Here is a 19,199-nt window from a genome sequence, read left to right as displayed (position 1 = left end):
CCATGCGCTAGAGTTTGAAAAAACCATTTGAATGACAGAAACGGTGTTCGCCATGACCGCTACGCCACAGAACCAGCCGCAGGAGCTCCAGCGGCAGCTCACCAACCGTCACATCCAGCTCATCGCCATCGGCGGGGCCATCGGCACCGGGCTTTTCATGGGGTCCGGCAAGACGATCTCCCTGGCGGGCCCCTCCATCCTGCTGGTCTACGCCATCATCGGCACCGCCCTGTTCCTCTTCATGCGCTGCATGGGGGAGCTGCTGCTCGCCAACCCCCACTTCCACTCCTTCTCCGACATCGCGGAGAAGTACCTGGGCCCCTGGGCGCGCTTCGCCATGAGCTGGACGTACTGGCTGTGCTGGATCGTCACCGGCGTGGCGGACCTCGTGGCCATCACCGGGTACTTCCGCTTCTGGTGGCCGGACCTGCCCAGCTGGATCCCCATCCTGGGCACCATCGCCCTCCTCTTCGTGCTCAACGCGCTCACCGTCAAGGCCTTCGGGGAGACGGAGTTCTGGTTCGCCCTCATCAAGATCATCGCCATCGTGGCGCTCATCGTGCTCGGCGTGGCGCTGATCTGCCTGGGGCACACCAACGACTCCGGCTCCACCGCCTCCGTGAGCAACCTCTGGGAGCACGGCGGGGTCTTCCCCAACGGCTTCGGGGGCTTCGTCACCGGCTTCCAGATCGCCCTCTTCGCCTTCGTGGGCGTGGAGCTGGTGGGCACCACCGTGGCGGAGACCAAGGACCCGGAGACCGTGCTGCCCAAGGCGATCAACGCCATCCCCCTGCGCATCGTGCTGTTCTACATCGGCTCCCTGGCCGTCATCATGATGGTCACCCCCTGGAACGAGATCGTCCCGGAGAACTCGCCCTTCGTCACCATGTTCGCCCTCACCGGGCTGCCCGCGGCCGCCACCATCGTCAACCTCGTGGTGATTACCTCGGCGGCCTCCTCCGCCAACTCCGGCATCTACTCCACCTCCCGCATGGTCTACGGCCTGGCGCAAAGCGGCGACGCCCACCGCGTCTTCGCCAAGCTCTCCCCCCGCCAGGTCCCCCGCAACGCCCTCACCCTCTCGTGCATCTTCCTGCTCTCCGCTCTCGTGCTCATGGCCACCGGCGACGGCGTGCTGGAGGCCTTCACCATGGTGACCTCCATGTCCGCCACCCTCTTCGTGGCCGTGTGGACGGCGATCGTGTGGTCCTACCTCCGCTACCGGCGCCGCGAGCCCGATGCCCACCGCGCCTCCCGCTTCCGCACCCCCGGCGGGTCCACCACCGCCGTCGGGCTGCTGGTCTTCTTCGCCCTCATGTGCGTGGCCCTCTCCCTGGCCGCGGACACCCGCGGCGGCCTCATCGCCGCCCTCGTGTGGGTGGGCGCGGTCTGCGCCGTGGGCGTGGCACGGGAACGCAGGCGGGGTTAAGGCGAGGAGGGCTGTCCCCTCTATCTCAAGCTTCCCCCAAACGCCTCTGCAGAGCCCCTAGCGCCCCGCCGCGCTGCGCCACAGCGCGTATTCCTCCGGGTAGTCCTCGCAGTAGGCCCGGGCCGCGCGCACGACCTCGGCGGCGGCCCGCTCGTTGGCCTCCGTGGCGTCCTTCCCGTCGGCGCGCACGCACACCACGTCGCCCCGCAGGGCGGCCGCCGGGTCCGCCAGGAAGGCGGGGTTGCCGGTGGCCCGCCGGTTCTTCGCCAGGGAGGCCGCGGGGTTGGGCACGCCGCCCTCCTCCACCGGGTAGGCCAGGTAGGGGGTGGACTCGTCCAGCGCCACGGGGATCGCGGAGCCCTCGCGCAGCTCGCCGAGCGCCACGGACACCGTGCGGAGGGTGAAGTCGGGGGTGATGAGGATTCCTTGCGTCACCACCTCAGAGTAGATCCCCGGCGGCGCCCCCACCAGGGGGTCCGCCAAGATTTCACGCGCCGTTTACCCGGCGTGTACCAGAGGCACCTCCACGTCCAGGGAGGGATCGGTTCCCACCCCCAGGCCCGAGGGGCGCGCGCCCTCGTGGATGAGCTGCGCCGCCACCGTGGCGATCATCAGGCCGTTGTCCGTGCACAGCGCGAGGCTCGGCACGCGCAGCTCCACCCCCGCCGCCGCGCAGCGCTCCCCCGCAAGCTCCCGCAGGCGGGAGTTGGCCGCCACGCCGCCGCCCAGCAGCAGCACCCCGGCCCCCACGTCGCCGCAGGCGCGCACGGCCTTCATGGTGAGCACGTCGCACACGGCCTCCTGGAAGGAGGCGCACACGTCCTCCACACAGATCACGCGCCCCTCGCGCTCCGCGGCCTCCACGTAGCGGGCCACGGAGGTCTTGAGCCCGGAGAAGGAGAAGTCGTGGCGGTGTCCGCGCTGCTCGTCCACCTTCTTGGTCAGGCCCCGGGGGAAGGCGATCGCGGCGGGGTCGCCCCGGCGCGCCAGGCGGTCGATCACCGGCCCGCCGGGGTAGCCCAGGCCCAGCAGGCGCGATACCTTGTCGTAAGCCTCGCCGGCGGCGTCGTCGAGCGTGGAGCCCAGCTCCCGCATGGGTCTGCCCACGGCCTCCACCTCCAAGAGCTGGGTGTGCCCCCCGGAGACCAGCAGCGCCACGGAGTGCGGCAGCGCCTCCCCCTCGAGGTTGGCCACCGCGACGTGCCCGCCCAGGTGGTTGACGCCGTAGAAGGGCACGTCCCAGCCCGCCGCGTAGGCCTTGGCGGCCGACGCCCCCACGAGCAGCGCCCCGGCCAGCCCCGGCCCCACGGTGGCGGCCACGGCGTCGGGCCGCGCGATCCCCGCCTGCTCGAGCGCCTGGCGCATCACGGGGACCATCGCCTCCAGGTGCGCTCGCGAGGCGATCTCCGGAACCACCCCGCCGAAGCGCGCGTGCTCCCGCATGGAGGAGGCCACGGCGTTGGCGAGCTGCTCCACGCGGCCATCCTCGTGCAGACGCACGATCCCCACGCCGGTCTCGTCGCAGGAACTCTCAATGCCAAGGATAATCATGATGTCCTCACAGTAGCCTCACGCATCATCGTGTACGCATCCGCCCCGGAGGGTTGGTAATAGTTGCGGCGGATACCGGTGATGGTGAAGCCGCAGCTCTCGTACAGCCCGATGGCCGGGGCGTTATCCGTGCGCACCTCCAGAAACACCGGGGCGCTCAGCAGGTCCGCGGTGTGCAGAAGCTGATCCAGCAGGGCCCGCCCCAGGCCCCGGCCCTGGCAGGCGGGGTCCACGGCGATGGTGTACACCTCGCACTCGGGGTGCTCCTGCGGCCCCAGCACCGCCAGGCCCGCATACCCCACCAGCAGCCCGCCTTCCTCCGCGCCCACGTAGAAGGACGAGGGGTGCGGGATCTCGCGCTCGAAGGCGGCCTGCGGCCAGGGGCTGTCCCCGGGGAAGAGCACCCGCTCCAGCTCGGCGCAGCGCGCGGCGTCGGCCACCTCTAGTTTCCGCAGCCCCACCACGTGTTCACCTCCGGGATGGCCGGGGAGCGCGGCACCGGCTTGGGCTCGGCGGCGTCGGGACGGCGCAGGTACAGCGGACGCAGGGGCTCCGGGTCGGCCGCCAGGTCTGCCACGGCCACCAGGGAGGCCGCCGTGGGGGTGGCGTGGCCGCGCGGGAGCACGCGCAGGGGCTCCGGCAGCGACTCCCCCAGGTGCTCGGGGATGTTCACGCGCTCCGGGGCGAGCGCGGGGGCCAGCGCGGCCGGGGCCACCACGTCCGGCCCCTCCTCGCGGCGCCCGTGGCGGTACGTGGCCCAGTACACCTCCCGGCGCCGGGCGTCCGTGGCCACCAGGGCCGCCGGGCAGTCCCGGAGCTGGTATCCGATGGCGTCCAGCGTGCATACCCCGTGCACCGGCAGGCCGAGGGAGTGACCCAGCGCCTCGGCGGTGACCATGCCCACGCGCAGCCCGGTGAAGGGGCCGGGGCCACAGCCCGCCACCATCGCCTGCACGTCGATCAGGGAGAGGCCCTGCTCGCGCAGCATCTCCTGGATGGTGGGCACCAGGACCTCGTTGTGGGCGCGCGTGCCGCGCACGATGCGCTCCGCCACCACGGCCCCGGTGGCGGCGTCCACGAGGCCCGTCACGAGGTCCGCGGTGGCGGTATCAATGGCGAGAACTAACACGCAGCCAAGGATAGCGCGGCGGGAGCGGGCGCCCCATGCCGCGCCCTACCCCAGCAGGCGCTGCCCCACGTAGGCGTCGCCCTCGCGGATGCCGGGCGGCACCAGGTACAGCCCGGTGGCGGTGTGCTGGAGGTACTCGGTGAGCAGGTCCTCGGACATGCGGGCCAGCACCGGGATGAAATTCGTGCGCGGATCGCGCACGTAGGCGATGAAGAAGAGCCCGGCCTGCAACCGGCCCAGCTCCGTGAGGCCCTCGGTGTAGTTGTAGCCCCGGCGCAGCATCCGGGCGCCGCCGTTGTGCTGCGGGTGCACGGTGGCAAGGTGCGAGTGGGCGTCGATCCGGCCGTCGCCAAAGTCCGGGGCGCTGAACTCCTCGCCGCCGGACATCGGGCCGCCGCCGACCTTCTCCCGGCCGATGATCCGCTGCTGCTCCGAGAGGATCAGCTCGTCCCACACCTCCATCATCATGTGGATCTTGCGCACGCACAGGTACGATCCCCCGGCGGCCCAGGCCCCGGCCTCATCGCCGGGCTGAATCCACAGGTGCTTATCCAGCTCCGCCTGCGGGTCCTCGGCCTTGATGTTGGCGGTGCCGTCCTTGAAGCCAAAGAGGTTGCGCGGGGTCTCCTGCTCCGTGGAGGTGGAGGCGGTGCGGCCGTAGCCCACCTGCATCCAGCGCACGGAGGCCGTGCCAAAGGCCAGGCGCTTGAACTGGTGCATGGCGTGGAGTACCACCATGGGGTCCTCCGCGCAGATCTGGATCACCAGGTCGCCGTGGGAGCGGTCCTCGTCGATCTTCTCCGCCGCCATGCGCGGTATGCCCTCGCGCAGCGCCGCCGGGCACTTGTTGGCCAGGCCGAAGTCCTCCCGGAACAGGCTCGCGCCAAAGCCAAAGGTGACGCTCAGCCGCGCCGCGCCGAGGCCCATAGCCTCGCCGGTATCGTCCGGGGGCACGTCGTCGCGGGCCTTGGGCGCGTTCACCGGCTCGCCCGCCTGCATCCGCTCGGCGGCCAGCGTCCACGTCTCCAGCAGCGCCACCAGGTCCTCCCGGCGCGTGGCCACCACGTCGAAGGCCACCATGAGCATCTGCTGCTGGGCGGGGGTGAGGATGCCGGACTGGTGCTCGCCCCGGAACTCCACCTCCCCGCTCAGCGACGCCCCCTCGGCCGGGGCGTGGCGGCCCAGGGCGAAGCCGCCCAGCACGCCGCCCGCGCCCACCCCGGTGCCCAGGAGCATGGCGCGGCGGCTGATCTTGGCGGTCATCGGACGATGGCCTCCGTGAGCGTGGCCAGCGGCACGCGCAGGGCGTCCACCCGGTCGGATAGCTCCCGCCGGGCCTTATCGTCCAGGGAGTCGTAGGAGGCGAAGCCCTCCCCCTCGCGGTGGGAGTCCAGGGCGGCCTGCAGCGCCTCGAAGCGCGCGGAAATGGTGCGCGCCAGCTCCTCGTCGCCTCGCTTGGCCAGGTCCTCCACCGTCCCATAGGCCACGCGCGCGCCCTCCAGGTTGCCCTGGAAGTCGTAGAGATCGGTGTGGCTAAAGGCCTCCTCCTCGCCCGTGATCTTGGTGGTGGCCACCTCCTCCAGCAGGCCGATGGCGCCGTTGGAGATGTCCGCGATGCTCACGGTGAAGTCCGGGGAGTACACCAGGTCGTAGAGCTCCTGGGTGTTCTCCACGAGCTTGTCCGCCAGCTCGGCGCGCTGGGCGGGGTCCAGGGCCGGGGCGTCCTGCGGGCGCCACAGGTCCTTCTCGATGCGGTGCCACCCCGTCCAGGGGCGCGCGTCCGTCTCCTCGGAGGCCTGGTAGTCCGCCTCCCGCTCGTCGAGCGCGGGATCCAGGTCCCCGAAGGCCTCCGCCGTGGGCTCGATCCGCTCGTAGAACAGGCGGGCCGGGGCGTAGGCCGCGCGGGCGGACTCCTCCTTGCCGCCTCGGTAGTCATCCGCGAAGTCCTGCGTGGCGGCCAGGAGCTGCCCCACCTGATCGCGCACGTAGGCCGTGTAGTTGGTCACGGCGGCGTCGATCAGCTCCTGCTCGTCGCCGGAGACCTCCACCGCCTCGCCCTGGGTGACGGTGAAATCGCGCTCGTCCACCAGCGCCCCCACCATGTTCTTCTTGCAGGCGGTGACGTAGCTGCCGGGCTCCAGCAGCACCGTGTAGTCGGTGTGGGTGCCCGGCCCCAGGTTCTCCCGCTCGCCCACGATGCGCAGGCGATCCTCCGCGAGGATCTCGAACTCGTTGCGCACCGTGCCCTCGTTGCTCAGGGCAAAGGTCACCCGCCCCGAGGGCACCTCCGAGGCGGAGACCTCGCAGGTATCGTCCGTGATGCGGACGTCAATGGGCTCCCCGGCCGCGCCCTCCGCCTCGGAGGTGCCCTCGGGGTTGTTGGCCACGCAGGCGCTTAGGGCCACGGCGGGAACCAGCACGCAGGCCACACGAACAAGCTTCATCTTTACTTAACCCTCTCTACTTCACTGACGGAGCCGCGGGTGCGCTCTCCGGGTTCTTCTCGACGCCGCCCTTCGCAGCACCTGCTGCACCTGCGGCGTCGGCACCGCGGGCGCGCTCGGCGCTGCCGGGGCCGCCGCGACGGCCCCGCTGCTGGCGCCACAGCAGGGGCAGCACCGCGATCAGATAGGCGCACCACCCCACCACCTGCACCACGGTGGGCGCGAGGTTGACGTTGAACATGGCCTCCGCCAGCACGAACCACCAGGCACCGGGGTGCACCCCCGGGATGTGCCCGTCAAAGTAACCGGAGAGGTCGTAGGCGCTAGTGCCCCAGCCCGGGATCACCCCCGCCTCCTGGAGATCGCCTAGGCCGTAGGCCACGATCCCCGCGGCCACCACCAGCAACAGGTAGCTGGTGAGGCTGAAGAACCTGCCCAGGTTGATCCGGGCGGTGCCCCGGTAGATCAGCCAGCCGAGGACCACCGCCACCGCGAGGCCCGCCACCACGCCCGCCGTGGGCTGCCAGAGCCCGCCGCTGGCGGTGGCGCGCACCGTGGCCCACACGAACACCGCCGTCTCCAGGCCCTCGCGCCCCACGCTGAGCGCCGCGATCCACACGATTCCCCAGCCGGAGGAGCGCGCCAGCGCCGCCGCCGTCTGCGTCCGCAGGTCCGCGCTCATCTCCCGGGAGTGCCGCCCCATCCAGAGGATCATCCAGGTCAGCATCGCCGCCGCCACGAGGGACAGGACCCCGCCCAGGATCTCCTGGGCCTGGAAGGTCAGGGTGTAGGGGCTCCACGTCATCAGCGCGCCGACCGCCAGGGGCACCAGGGCCGCGATCCCCACGCCCAGCCACAGGCGCGGGAGCACGTCGCGGCGCCCCATCTTGACCAGGCTGGTCACCAGGATTCCCACGATGAGGGACGCCTCCACGCCCTCGCGCAGGGCGATAAGAAAATTAGCCAGGAACAACTCGCCATCCGCCTTTCCCGGCGCGCACGGCTTGTGTTTTTCACGGCATGAGGCGCGCCACGGGGCCGCAGGGATACAGTGATTCGGCCCTCTCCACCCGAAAAAATTAGCCTTGCTTTACCTATCCGGTCAATGGCCTTACCCCGCTCCATACCCCCGACTGCGCCGCACTTCACAGGCTCCTCCGAGCCACGCCCCGCGCTAGAAGTACGACCAGAACCGCACCACGATGGCCACCCCGATCGCCGCGATCCACAGCAGGGAGATAGCCGCTTTCCAACGATCCAGGCCGCGCACCCACCCCGCCCCGGAGCCGCCGTAGGTGCGCAGGTTGAAGGCCGTGACGTACACAAAGAGCACGATGCTTAACGCCCACACCCCCATGCAGTACGGGCACAGGGCGCCTATGACGTACACCGCCTGGAAGAACAGCCAATGCACAAAGAGCACCGCGAAGGTCATGCCCGCCTGGGCGCCGAACCAGAACCACCCCGCGAAGCGCCCCCCGGCGGCCACCGCCGCCCCGATGAGGGCCACCAGGCCGAAGCCCACCAGGCCGATGATGGGATTGGGGATGCCGAAGGCCGCCGCCTGGAGGGAGCGCATGACGTTGCCGCAGGACACCACGGAGCTGAGGTCGCAGGTGGTGGTGTAGGTGGGGTCCTCCGCCAGCTTCATCTTTTCCACCATGATGATGCCGGAGAGCACGATGCCGAGGACACCGCCCACCACGTACAGCCAGCCCCAGCCCGGTGATGGGGCGGCCCCCCGCCGCTCCTCGCGTGCCTGCGCCACCGCTTCTACCATGTTGCGCCCCTTCGAAGGTCCTCGCGCGCCACGCCCTGCGCCGGGCGCGACCCGCTATTGCGTCACCCCCATACTAGGCCCCCTCGCGGCGCTGCCACGATATGATCCTAGCCTCAGAATCCGGGTCCTCCTCCACCGCCGTGGTGCGGTCCATCCTGACCAGGAGGTACCCGCCCGCGAGCTGCTCCACCAGCCCCTCGCCCCACTCCGCCACCACCACGGCGGTATCCAGCTCGGAGTCCAGGTCGAGGGCGTCGAGCGCCCCCACCGGGTCCGTGGCGGGCCCCTCCCCCAGCAGGCGGTAGGCGTCCACGTGAATCAGGGAGGGGCCGCCCTGCGGGTGGCGGTGTTCCCTGGCGATGGTGAACGTCGGGGAGGTCACCCGCCCGCGCACGCCCATGCCCCGCGCGATCCCCTGGGTCAGGGTGGTCTTGCCCGCGCCCAGGGGGCCGTCGAGAAGCACCACGTCGCCCGCCTCCAGGCACTCCCCCAGGAGCGCCCCCAGCTCGCGGGTGTCCTCCGCCTCCTCGCAGCGGCGCGACCCCGCCGCCGGAAAACCCTGCTTCATGCCCCTACTCTCCCTTTCCCACGTACACTCGCCGCGTGCGGCCCCTCGGGGCGCACACGACCTCGTAGTTGATCGTCCCGGCGCGGCGCGCCAGCTCCGTGGCGCTCATGCCGCCCCGGCCAAAGATCACGGCCTCGTCCCCCGCCGCCACGCGGTGCTCGTTAGCCCCCAGCCACACCACGAACTGGTCCATGCACACCCGGCCCACCTGCGGGTAGCGCCGCCCGGCCACGGCGACCTCCACGCACCCCTGGAAGGAGCGCGGCAGGCCGTCGGCATAGCCGGCCGGAACCACCGCCAGGTAGCCGTCGCCCGGCGCGCGCCAGGTCAGCCCGTAGGACGCCCCCTCGCCCGCCCGCACCGGCTTGACCACCAGCACCCGCCCCACCCAGGACATCGCGGGGACCACGCCGTGCTCCACCCCGGCCACCGGCTCCAGCCCGTACAGGGCGAGCCCCACCCGCACCATCTCGTGGCGCAGGTCCGGGCGGGTCAGGGCCCCCGGCGAGTTGCACAGGTGGTTCACGGGCACCTCCAGGCCGTGCTCGCGCGCCGCCGCGATGGCCCGGCGGAACCGCTCCGCCTGGGCGTCGGTGGCGGGATCGTCCGGGACGTCCGCGCTGGAGAGGTGGCTCATCAGGCCGGTCACCCGCACGCGGGGGCACCGCGCCAGCAGGTCAAAGACCTCACCCCACTCGGCGGGGTCCACCCCACTGCGGTGCATTCCCGTCTCTACCTTGACGGTAACCTCGGCAACCTCGGTGACCCCGCTGCGCTCCTGTGCACCCTCCGCCGCGGCGACCACGGCCCGCGCGTGCGCCAGCGAGGGAATGGCCAGGCGGATTCCCCACCTCAGGGCCTCCGGGAGATCCTGCTCGGGGGACCACAGCCACGCCAGGATGGGGGCCTCGATGCCCGCCCGGCGCAGCTCCCGCGCCTCCCCCAGGGTGGCCACCCCCAGCTCCTGGGCTCCGTTGGCCAGGGCGATGCGGGCAACCTCCACCGCGCCGTGGTTATAGGCATCGGCCTTCACCACGGCCATGAGCCGGGCGGGGGCCACCCGCCGGGCGATCTCGCGGGCGTTATGCGCCAGGGCATCCCTATCGATGCGGGCGGTGAGCAGGTCCATGAGCACCCATTCTGCCACTGCCCCGGGGCGCGGCGACGCGCGCCCGTCCTCGGGTGGCGAGGGATTTACTCCACCGTCACGGACTTGGCCAGGTTCCTGGGCTTATCGATGTCCTCGTTGCCGCACTCCTGGGCGATGTAGGCGGCGAGGAACTGCAGCGGCACCGTGGCCAGCAGCGGCTGCATGAGGGTTGAGGCCTCCGGGAGACGAATGAGCCAGTTGGCAAAGGGCTCCACGGCGGTATCGCCCTCCTCCGCGATCACGATGGTCTTGGCGCCGCGCGCGCGGATCTCCTGGATATTCGAGACCACCTTGGAGTGCAGCAGCTTGACCCCGCGCGGGCTGGGCACCACCACGACCACCGGGAGGTCCTCCTCGATCAGGGCGATGGGCCCGTGCTTGAGCTCCCCGGCCGGGAAGCCCTCGGCGTGGATGTAGGCCAGCTCCTTGAGCTTCAGCGCGCCCTCCAGCGCCACCGGGTAGCCCACCCCGCGCCCCAGGAAGAGCATGGTGGGGATGGCGCCCAGGGTGGCGGCGATGGAACGGCACTGCTCCGCGGCGGGCAGCAGCTCCTCCACCTTGGCCGGGATGCCCTCCAGGGCCTCCCAGATCTCCTTGATCTCGTCCGGGTACTTGGTCCCCTTGGCCTGCGCCAGGGCCAGGCCAACGATGTAGTTGGCGGCCACCTGGGCCAGGAACGCCTTGGTGGAGGCCACGCCGATCTCCGGGCCCGCGTGGGTGTACAGCACGGCGTCGGACTCGCGCGGGATCTGGGAGCCGTTGGTGTTGCACACCGCCAGCACCTTGGCCCCCTGCGCCTTGGCGTAGCGCACGGCCTCCAGGGTGTCCGCCGTCTCCCCGGACTGGGAGACCGCCACCACCAGCGTGCGCGCGCCCAACACCGGGTCGCGGTAGCGGAACTCGCTGGCCACCTCGATCTGCACCGGGATGCGCACCCAGTGCTCGATGGCGTACTTGGCCAGCAGGCCCGAGTGGTAGGCGGAGCCGCAGGCCACCACGAAGATCTGGTCCACCGCGCGCAGGTCCTCGTCGGAGAGGTTCTGCTCGTCCAGCACGATCCGCCCGTCCTGGAAGTGCCCCGCCAGGGTGTCCCGCACCGCCGCGGGCTGCTCGTGAATCTCCTTCATCATGAAGGAGCTGTACCCGCCCTTCTCCGCGGCCTCCAGGTCCCAGTCGATAGTGAAGGGGCGGCCCTGGGCCTCGGAGCCGTCGAAGTTCAGGATCTCGTAGCCATCCTTGTTGATGATCACCACGTTGTCCTGATTCAGCTCCACCGCGTCCTTGGTGTGCTCAATGAACGCCGCCACGTCAGAGCCGAGGAACATCTCCCCCTCGCCCACGCCCACGATGAGCGGCGTGGAGCGACGCGCCGCGACGATCTCCTCCGGGTGATCCGCGTGCAGCACCAGCAGGGTAAAGGCCCCCTCCAGGCGGCGCAGCACCTTCAGCGCGCTGGCGCGCAGGTCGCCTGCCGTATCGCCCTCGTTATAGGCCAGGGCCACCAGGTGCGCCGCGGTCTCCGAGTCCGTCTCCGAGGCCATCTCGATGCCGTGCGCCTCCACCTCCTGCCGCAGCGGGGCGAAGTTCTCGATAATGCCGTTGTGGACGATGGCCACCTTGCCGTCGTAGGAAAGATGCGGGTGCGCGTTCTCGTCCGTAGGCCGCCCGTGCGTGGCCCAGCGGGTATGGCCGATGGCCGTGGTGCCCCGCAGGCCGTCCTCGCCGATCTCCGCGATCTTATCCTCGAGATTGGCCAGCTTGCCGGCGCGCTTGGCAAAGTGCAACTCGCCGGCATCCGCGACGGCGATGCCCGACGAATCATAACCGCGATACTCCATGCGACGCAGAGCATTGAGGGCCAGGCCAAGCCCCTGACGGTTGCCGACATATCCTACGATTCCACACATAGGCGCCAGGATAGTGTACGGATCAACCGCGCACCATCACCGATCTCCCCGCGCGGCCTATCGACGCCCCAGCGGGGCCGCGCCGGGCCCCGTCCCCGCCGCTCAGCGCCTCTATTCCCGCTGGTATTCGGTTGGATATTCGGCTGAGTATTCGGCGCGGCGGGGACCGGGCAGGTAACCGGCGTGCCCGCCCCGGGACGGGAGCGTCGGACGGGCTTGGGTGCGTGTATCGCGTGCGCTTTGCCCGGGGCGCTCTTGTGCGTGGGCTGGTATGAACCGGCTTGGCTGCCATTATCAGCGCGTGTACTCGGTGAAACTGCTGGCGGGTGGGTGGCCGGGTTGCCGGTGAAACGCTGGCGGTTGTTGGCCGGATGTTGGTACTGGATGTCGATAGTTGGTGGCGAGCGAGTGGCGGATAAGGGCCCGCCGGGCCGGAGGAGTCACGATGACGGCACCGTATTTACTATCCTGTTAGGCGTGTCTGAGAATCTGAATAAACACCTCCCTAAACTCGCCAAGCGCGGCCCGCACCGCGTCCTGGTGGGCGATCTTGCCTACGCCGGGCTTCCCGGCAAGGTGTACACGCCCGCCGAAGGCAACGGGATTCCCGCCGTGGCCTTCGGGCACGACTGGTTTACCGGCATCAAGGCCTACCACGTCACCCTGCGTCACCTGGCGAGCTGGGGGATCGCCGTGGCGGCCCCCGATACCCAAACCGGCATGAACCCCGACCACCGCAGCCTGGCCGCCGACCTCACCACCTGCCTGCAGATCCTCGCGGGCGTCAAGCTCGGCCACGGCAACGTGATCGTCTCCCCCGGCAAGCTGGGGCTCGCGGGCCACGGCATGGGCGCGGGGGCGGCCATCCTCGCCTCCGCCGGGGAGGAAAAGGTGCGCGCGGTGGCCTGCGCATACCCCGCCATGACCTCTCCCTCCTCCGAGGAGGCCGCACGCGCCGTCTCCGCCCCCGGCCTGATCCTCGGCTCCGGGCGCGATAACCTCGTGGAATCCGGCAACCCGGCGCGCGTGGCCCACAACTGGAAGGGGGACGTGGCGTACCGGGAGCTGGAGAAGGGAACCCAGCAGGGCTTCAGCGAGGACACCGTGCGCAAGCTGCTCGTGGGCGCGAGTGGACCGCAAACGGGTGCCAAGGAAACCGCTCGCGGGTTAATCACGGGCTTCCTTCTCCACCAGCTCGCGGGGGAAAAGAAGTATTCCGGCTTTTCCGATCCCGAGGCCACCGCCAAGAAGGTGGTGTCCTTAAGCTCCGAGGAGATAGAGGAAAAGGCGTATCGCCACCGCAAGCTTTCCCTGACCCAATAATCGCGTCCCTTAGTTTTTGAGTTTCTCTTCAGCACCCCCTGCACAGGTCCGTATTCGCGCCCGTGCGTCCGCGCGCGGAGTTCCGCGTGGATGTCTGCGGCCTCCATGCGGACCCCATAGCGCGGAGCCTGCCCTCGCAGCGCCTTGTCCTCCTGCCGCTGCGCGTCTCGCCTTTCCATCTCGCGTCGGCTTTCCTCCAGGGCCACCTCGAACTCCAGCATGCGCTTTGCGGCTCTCTCCCGGAAATTACGCGCAAATTCCTCGAAATCCATTTACCACGTTCCTGCCTTTCGTGCCCCGACCGTGCCGGGACGCTCCTCCTGCTGTCCATTCCCGCCGTCCGGGTCTCCCTGTTCCCGCGCGCCCGCGTCGCCCACGCCCTCCGCGTTATCGGTATCGGCCGCGGCGTCCGCGGGGGAGACTCCGAGGTCCGCCTCACCCACCAACATATGCTCGGGCGGATCGCCCCCAGGGGGCGAGGCCGGGGGCTCTTCGCCCACCGACGCCTGCTCGGGCGAATGCTCAGACGGCTGCCCCAGGTGAGCGAGCTTCTCCGCCGGTGGCTCGGGCTCCGGGACCGAGGCCAGGTCCACTCCGGGATCGATCGGAGCGCCCTGCTGTGGTTCGGCAGGCTCAGTACCGGCGGGGTCGGGCGATTCGCACGGCGGTTCCGGCGTTGTGGGCGGTTCCGGCGAGGAAGGCTCCTGCGGTGGGCAGCTATCCGGTTCCGGCGGCGCTGGCCGTGGGGGTGCCTCCTCGACGCACTCCGCGTTCTCCCGCGTGCTCCCCAACGTATCCGGGACGGGCGGGATCGGCTGCTCCGTTTGCTCGGACGAAACCGCCGGGCTCTCGCAGAGAGTATCGCTTGCCTGCGGAGGACAGGGCGGCGGGCCGTCCGCCGGAGGAACCGCCGACTCCACGACCTGAGCGATCCCTTCCACGGCGCCTCCTACTATCTCCGCGCCCAGCCTCGCGCCGTTGAGTATCGTCTCCATCCCCGCCGCGCCGGCGCCAGCAAGCGAGCCCACGATGCCCTCCATGCCGCAGGGTTGCCGCTCCCCGCAGGAAACCGCCTCCGTGGTCACCTGCGCCGGAGACACCGGGGACGGGGGCGCGGGAGACGGACCAGCCTGCGCTGGGCTCACCGGGGCGCAGTGGGTGCTCCCTGCGGGGGTCGGGCTGGTGTTCGGGCGCTCGCCCCTCGGGGGAACGGAGCAACCCTCCTCCCGCGCCGCATGCCTTGTCTGCGGTTCGGCTTCCCCGGACGCTGCCGGTGAGGCCTCCTCCGACGCGGCCGCCGGGGCGAGGCGCGGTTCCGGGCAGGCCGTTTCCGGCTGCCCAACCGGGGTACGCTCCGGCCCGGCGGCGGCAACCTCCACGCCGGGTGCGGCACCCGATCCGTTTCCAGGCGGGACGTCGGGCGGCGGGGCGGGCGGCGTCGGGGAGACTCCCGCGCTCGGTGTCTCCCGTTCCACCGGAGGGCACGACCTCTCCGCGCGTGCGGGCTCCACGGCGGCGGGCCCGCAGGGCTGCGGCGCCTCGCATACGGTAGACACCCTCCTTTCCAGCTCCTCCATGCACCCGGCCAGGGCGCCGTCTCGCTCCCGGCATAGCTCCATCACCGAACTCCCGGCCTGATCTATGACGCTTGCAGCCATCCCCAGGGCGGAGTTGAAGGCGGCGGCCTGCTCCGGCCCGGCCTGAGGCGCGAGGCATCGGAGGTGGTTACTCAGGGCCGTCACATTCTGGGACAGCGCCGCGAGGATCTCCGACGCGGCGGTATCCGAGGTTGCGCAGATGTCCCTCATCGCCTCGGCGGCCTTCTCCGCCTCGTGGGTGAGCTGCTGGGCGTCCTCGCGGTTCTGCCACCACTCGCGGATCCCCTTGCCCAGGGCGTCCCCGATCAGGCCGAAGGCCAGGTGCTGAAGAACCTGCAGCAGCCCGCCGAGCCACCCCTTTCCGAGCCTCGACGTATCGGTGACGCCCACGGCAAACCCCAAGTGCTGCCCAATGGCCCCGGGATCGATCCCCGCCGCCCCGCCGAGAGCTTGCTTGATCTCCTGAGGCCGTATGCCCGGCCCCGCATAGCGTCCCCCGGAGGCGTGGCGCAGTTCCTCCACGGCGTCGCCGTACGCCTGCCCCTCCGTCATAGCAGCGTCCCCCATTCGGCGGCGTTCGCGCGGTCCGTTGCCTCCACCCGTGCTATGTCCTCCAGCGCGGAGTGAAGCATCCGAGACAGGCCCCGCATCCTTTGTATCTCCGCAGCGTGCAGGCGCACATAGGAGTCCGCGAGGCGACGGCCCTGCGCGTAGAGCGCCCCTCCCGCGACGTCGAGAGACAAAGCGGGCGGCGTCTTTTCGTGCTCCCGCAAGCGCTCTTCTAGCTCCGCCAGGCCGCGCCGCAACAGCGCGCCGGCGGCCTCCGGCGCAATGGATACGTCCCCCATGAGAACCCCCTCGGGCTGGTTGTGTGAGTCAAAGAAAAATACCTCTTTATCCTTTGACTCCGCCCGGCCCCCGCCGGTTCCCCAATGGCGGAAATACCCGCTACACCGCCGCGACCACCGCCGCGAGCTGCCCGGCGACCTTGCGGGCCTGCTCCTCCTCGGCGGCCTCCACCATCACGCGGAACAGTTCTTCGGTTCCCGAGGGGCGCAGCAGCACGCGCCCGGTCTCGCCAAGCTCCTCCTCGGCGGCCTCGATCGCGGCTTTCACCTGGGGGTGCTGCGCGATCACGCTCTTGTTGGACACCGGGACGTTGATGAGGACCTGCGGCAGAACGGTCATCACGGAGGCCAGCTCCTCCAGGGTCTTGCCCGTCTGCGCCATCCGGGCCATGAGGCTCAGGCCGGTCAGCACGCCGTCGCCCGTGGTGCCGTACTCCGGGATAATGATGTGCCCGGACTGCTCCCCGCCCAGGCTCAAGCCGGAGGCGTTGAGTTCCTCGAGCACATAGCGGTCGCCCACCTTGGTCGGAACCACGTTGATCCCCTGCTCGTCCATCGCTAGGCGCAGGCCGAGGTTGCTCATCACCGTGGACACGAGGGTGTTCTTTTTCAGCTCGCTGTTATCCTTCATCGCCACCGCGAGGATCGCCATGATCTGATCCCCGTCCACCACCCGCCCCCGGGCGTCCACGGCGAGGCAGCGGTCGGCGTCGCCGTCGTGCGCGAGTCCCAGGTCCGCGCCGTGCTCGAGCACGGCGCGCTGCGTCTGCTCGATGTGGGTGGAGCCGCAGCCGTCGTTGATGTTGTAGGCGTTGGGCTGGTGATGGATGGCGATCACCTCGGCTCCGGCGCGTCGGTAAGCCTCCGGCGCGATCTCCGAGGCCGCGCCGTTGGCGGCATCCACCACCACGCGGATGCCGCCGAGGTCGGCCTTCACCGCCTCCCTGAGATGCGCGAGGTAGCGATCGTGAGCGTCCGTGGCCTCCTCGATCACGCGCCCCACGCCGTGCCCGGTGGGGCCCTGCTCGTCGAGCCCCGCCATCACCGCCTCGATCTCATCCTCCACCGCGTCCGGCAGCTTGCGCCCACCGGCGGAGAAGAACTTGATCCCGTTGTCCGGCATCGGGTTGTGCGAGGCGGAAATCATCACGCCCATGTCCGCGCCGTAGTCGTCCGTGAGGAAGGCCACCGCCGGGGTGGGCACAACCCCCACGCGCAGGACGTCCACCCCTCGAGAGGCCATGCCCGCCGCCAGCGCGGCGGCCAGCATCTCCCCCGAGACACGGGGATCGCGCCCGACGATGGCCGTGGGGCGCCGCTTGGAGGACTGCTTCTCGGCCGTGAGCACCTGCGCGGCCGCCGCCCCCAGCCGCAGCGCCAGGGAGGCCGTAAGGGTTTTGTTCGCCAATCCGCGCACGCCATCAGTACCAAAAAGTCGAGTCATGCGATCCATTATGCCCGGTGCCCGCCGCCTGCCCGCCAACGCCCCACAAACGGCAAACGCCGCCTTCCCCGAAAAGGGAAGACGGCGCCAGCGCGGTAAAACTTAGCGCTTGGAGTACTGCGGGGCACGACGTGCCTTGTGCAGACCGGCCTTCTTGCGCTCGACGGCACGAGCGTCACGGGTGAGGAAGCCAGCCTTCTTCAGCGCCGCGCGATCCGCCGGAGCGTAGGCGTTCAGCGCGCGAGCAATAGCGAGGCGGAACGCACCGGCCTGACCGGTGGGGCCGCCGCCCTTCAGGTTGGCCTGGATGTCAAACTGGCCCTCGCGGTCCAGGAGCACCAGCGGGGACTTCACGGTCTGCTGGTGGATCTTGTTCGGGAAGTAGTCCTCGAGGGTACGGCCGTTGCACACGAACTCGCCGGTGCCCGGCACCAGGCGCACGCGCACGATGGCGCGCTTGCGGCGCCCCACGGTCTGGATCGGGCCCTCGACGCCGACCTGCTCCGCCTCGACCTCAACCTCGGTCTCGGTCACCAGGTGATCGCCGATGGTGTTGGTGAACTCCTCGGTGGCCGCCGCGGCAGCCAGATCCTCGGCATCCGCCACGTTGTTCTCGATGTTGTTGTTCGGCTCGGTCACTGGGCCACCACCTTGATCTCGTAGTTCTCCGGCTTCTGACCAGCGTGCGGGTGCTCATCGCCAGTGTAAACGTGCAGCTTCTTGATGGAAGCGTTGGACAACTTGTTGTGCGGCATCATGCCCCGGATGGACTCTTCGATGGTGCGCTCCGGGTGATCGGACAGGGCGCGGCCCAGGGTCATGGTCTTGAGGCCACCGGGGTAACCGGAGTGGCGGTAGCGCAGCTCGCGGTCGCGCTTGTTGGAGCTGACGGCGACCTTATCGGCGTTGATGATGATGACGTGATCGCCGCAATCGACGTTGGGAGCGAACTGGGGCTTGCCCTTGCCGCGCAGCAGGTTTGCGGCGTGGGTGGCAAGACGACCCAGGACCACGTCAGTGGCGTCGATGACATACCACTTACGGGTGATGTCACCGCTCTTCGGGTGATAAGTAGACACTTAAGTGACTCCTTGAAGGTCTTATCTACAGGACTGCCGGCCAACAAGTGCGCCCTGCGATGATCACGGCGGCCGGTGGAGACCCGAGATCACGCATACTCGCACAGCACACAGAACATCTATCCTACGAGACACCGGGGCACGAACAAAACCGCAGCGGCACGATCACCGTACATCGCACCCGTGCCTGCCCCGCGATGACAAGACCCCGCCGCTGCGGTATTGCTCATTGCCGCGCGACCGCGGCCTTATTCACACAACCCAAACACACACCGCCTCGGCCTACCCCCACGACGCCGCGGCGGCGCGGTTCACGTCCGCCATGCGGTCGTTGCCCTGGGTGACGGTGCGGGAGATCGTTTCCAGTATCTGGTTGAGATCCTCCGCCGAGCGGTCCCACTTTTCCTGGGCCGCCTGGTACGCCACGGCGGAATCGCCTTCCCACGCCGCCACCATCGGTTGCAGCAAGGCCTTGAGCTCCCCCAGCAGCCCGTTGATCCGGCCGGACGTGGCATGAATATCCCCCGCGGCCGCCTCGATGGCGCCAAAAGAATACTTAATGTGATCCACTGTTCCTCCTAGAGAGCCAGGCCCGATCCACCGACGGAGCTGAAGGCCTGAGCGTTCTGCGCCTCCATGTCCTCGAAGTGGCGAGCATTGGAACGGATATTCTCGCTGATAGACCCCAGCGCCTCTCGTAGCTCACGGGCCGAGGTATTCCACCGCTCCATGAGCGCGTCAAAGCTCACCTGCGCGCTGCCAGCCCAAGAGCCGCGAACGCCGTCCACGACCCCTTGCAACCGCGTGAGCTCGGACTGCACCTGACTGTTGGTATCGTCCACGCGGCCTGCGGTGGCCACCATGACGTCGGCCTCTGTTCTAAAAACACCTGACATCGTTCCCCCTTTACGTATTGCTCGAAACCAATATGCGGAAGGCCGCTGCCGCG

The 19,199-nt window shown here is 69.7% G+C and carries 20 protein-coding genes; 2 read left to right on the top strand and 18 right to left on the bottom strand.

What is annotated here, in order from left to right:
• Positions 1-52 precede the first annotated feature (52 nt).
• Positions 53-1,429, top strand: a complete 1,377-nt coding sequence (locus tag B140_RS0105765) for an amino acid permease (RefSeq protein ID WP_026166043.1) — start codon at positions 53-55, stop codon at positions 1,427-1,429.
• Between the two features lie 57 nt (positions 1,430-1,486).
• Here the strand turns inward: B140_RS0105765 and B140_RS12960 are convergent, their stop codons facing one another.
• The 11 genes from B140_RS12960 to glmS form a co-directional block, all read right to left on the bottom strand.
• Positions 1,487-1,864, bottom strand: a complete 378-nt coding sequence (locus B140_RS12960; RefSeq protein ID WP_156801675.1) for a hypothetical protein — start codon at positions 1,862-1,864, stop codon at positions 1,487-1,489.
• 63 nt (positions 1,865-1,927) lie between these two features.
• Complete coding sequence (gene tsaD / locus B140_RS0105755) at positions 1,928-2,980, bottom strand: tRNA (adenosine(37)-N6)-threonylcarbamoyltransferase complex transferase subunit TsaD (protein WP_018118401.1); 1,053 nt, start codon at positions 2,978-2,980, stop codon at positions 1,928-1,930.
• A complete protein-coding gene (gene rimI, locus B140_RS14330; RefSeq protein ID WP_018118400.1) occupies positions 2,977-3,444 on the bottom strand; it encodes a ribosomal protein S18-alanine N-acetyltransferase in 468 nt (155 codons plus the stop codon). The genes tsaD and rimI overlap by 4 nt, the downstream gene beginning before the upstream one ends.
• Positions 3,423-4,109, bottom strand: a complete 687-nt coding sequence (tsaB, locus tag B140_RS14325; protein WP_026166041.1) for a tRNA (adenosine(37)-N6)-threonylcarbamoyltransferase complex dimerization subunit type 1 TsaB — start codon at positions 4,107-4,109, stop codon at positions 3,423-3,425. Before tsaB ends, rimI begins: the two co-directional genes overlap by 22 nt.
• Positions 4,110-4,154: 45 nt before the next feature.
• The gene (efeB, locus tag B140_RS0105740; protein WP_018118398.1) at positions 4,155-5,372 is read right to left on the bottom strand and encodes an iron uptake transporter deferrochelatase/peroxidase subunit; all 1,218 of its coding nucleotides are present in this window, start codon (positions 5,370-5,372) and stop codon (positions 4,155-4,157) included.
• A complete protein-coding gene (gene efeO, locus B140_RS0105735) occupies positions 5,369-6,553 on the bottom strand; it encodes an iron uptake system protein EfeO (protein WP_026166040.1) in 1,185 nt (394 codons plus the stop codon). The genes efeB and efeO overlap by 4 nt, the downstream gene beginning before the upstream one ends.
• 16 nt (positions 6,554-6,569) lie before the next feature.
• A complete protein-coding gene (gene efeU / locus B140_RS0105730; RefSeq protein ID WP_018118396.1) occupies positions 6,570-7,526 on the bottom strand; it encodes an iron uptake transporter permease EfeU in 957 nt (318 codons plus the stop codon).
• A gap of 201 nt (positions 7,527-7,727) precedes the next feature.
• Positions 7,728-8,333, bottom strand: coding sequence for a vitamin K epoxide reductase family protein (locus B140_RS12070; protein ID WP_040426119.1), 606 nt, complete (start codon positions 8,331-8,333; stop codon positions 7,728-7,730).
• A 73-nt stretch (positions 8,334-8,406) separates the two neighbouring features.
• On the bottom strand, positions 8,407-8,901 hold the full coding sequence (gene tsaE, locus B140_RS0105720) for a tRNA (adenosine(37)-N6)-threonylcarbamoyltransferase complex ATPase subunit type 1 TsaE (protein ID WP_018118394.1): 495 nt from the start codon (positions 8,899-8,901) through the stop codon (positions 8,407-8,409).
• 4 nt (positions 8,902-8,905) lie between these two features.
• Positions 8,906-10,030, bottom strand: a complete 1,125-nt coding sequence (gene alr / locus B140_RS0105715; RefSeq protein ID WP_018118393.1) for an alanine racemase — start codon at positions 10,028-10,030, stop codon at positions 8,906-8,908.
• A 65-nt stretch (positions 10,031-10,095) separates the two neighbouring features.
• Positions 10,096-11,958, bottom strand: a complete 1,863-nt coding sequence (glmS, locus tag B140_RS0105710; RefSeq protein WP_026166039.1) for a glutamine--fructose-6-phosphate transaminase (isomerizing) — start codon at positions 11,956-11,958, stop codon at positions 10,096-10,098.
• Between the two features lie 477 nt (positions 11,959-12,435).
• On the opposite strand from glmS, the gene B140_RS0105705 reads away from it, so the two are divergent.
• A complete protein-coding gene (locus B140_RS0105705; RefSeq protein WP_026166038.1) occupies positions 12,436-13,281 on the top strand; it encodes a dienelactone hydrolase family protein in 846 nt (281 codons plus the stop codon).
• A gap of 272 nt (positions 13,282-13,553) precedes the next feature.
• On the opposite strand, the gene B140_RS0105700 is transcribed toward B140_RS0105705, so the two are convergent.
• From B140_RS0105700 to B140_RS0105670, 7 genes are all read right to left on the bottom strand, one after another.
• On the bottom strand, positions 13,554-15,431 hold the full coding sequence (locus tag B140_RS0105700) for a hypothetical protein (RefSeq protein ID WP_156801674.1): 1,878 nt from the start codon (positions 15,429-15,431) through the stop codon (positions 13,554-13,556).
• The gene (locus B140_RS0105695) at positions 15,428-15,727 is read right to left on the bottom strand and encodes a hypothetical protein (RefSeq protein WP_018118389.1); all 300 of its coding nucleotides are present in this window, start codon (positions 15,725-15,727) and stop codon (positions 15,428-15,430) included. Before B140_RS0105695 ends, B140_RS0105700 begins: the two co-directional genes overlap by 4 nt.
• Before the next feature lie 100 nt (positions 15,728-15,827).
• Complete coding sequence (gene glmM / locus B140_RS0105690) at positions 15,828-17,171, bottom strand: phosphoglucosamine mutase (RefSeq protein ID WP_026166037.1); 1,344 nt, start codon at positions 17,169-17,171, stop codon at positions 15,828-15,830.
• Between the two features lie 102 nt (positions 17,172-17,273).
• A complete protein-coding gene (rpsI, locus tag B140_RS0105685) occupies positions 17,274-17,810 on the bottom strand; it encodes a 30S ribosomal protein S9 (RefSeq protein ID WP_018118387.1) in 537 nt (178 codons plus the stop codon).
• Positions 17,807-18,250: a 50S ribosomal protein L13 gene (rplM, locus tag B140_RS0105680; RefSeq protein WP_018118386.1), complete on the bottom strand. Its 444-nt coding sequence runs from the start codon at positions 18,248-18,250 to the stop codon at positions 17,807-17,809. The genes rpsI and rplM overlap by 4 nt, the downstream gene beginning before the upstream one ends.
• A gap of 282 nt (positions 18,251-18,532) precedes the next feature.
• Positions 18,533-18,820, bottom strand: a complete 288-nt coding sequence (locus B140_RS0105675) for a WXG100 family type VII secretion target (protein ID WP_018118385.1) — start codon at positions 18,818-18,820, stop codon at positions 18,533-18,535.
• Between the two features lie 8 nt (positions 18,821-18,828).
• On the bottom strand, positions 18,829-19,146 hold the full coding sequence (locus B140_RS0105670; RefSeq protein WP_026166036.1) for a WXG100 family type VII secretion target: 318 nt from the start codon (positions 19,144-19,146) through the stop codon (positions 18,829-18,831).
• Between the last annotated feature and the right edge of the window lie 53 nt (positions 19,147-19,199).

It is taken from the genome of Corynebacterium mastitidis DSM 44356 (assembly GCF_000375365.1).
GTDB classification, from domain to species: domain Bacteria; phylum Actinomycetota; class Actinomycetes; order Mycobacteriales; family Mycobacteriaceae; genus Corynebacterium; species Corynebacterium mastitidis.
This window is presented reverse-complemented; position numbering and strand designations above follow the sequence as displayed.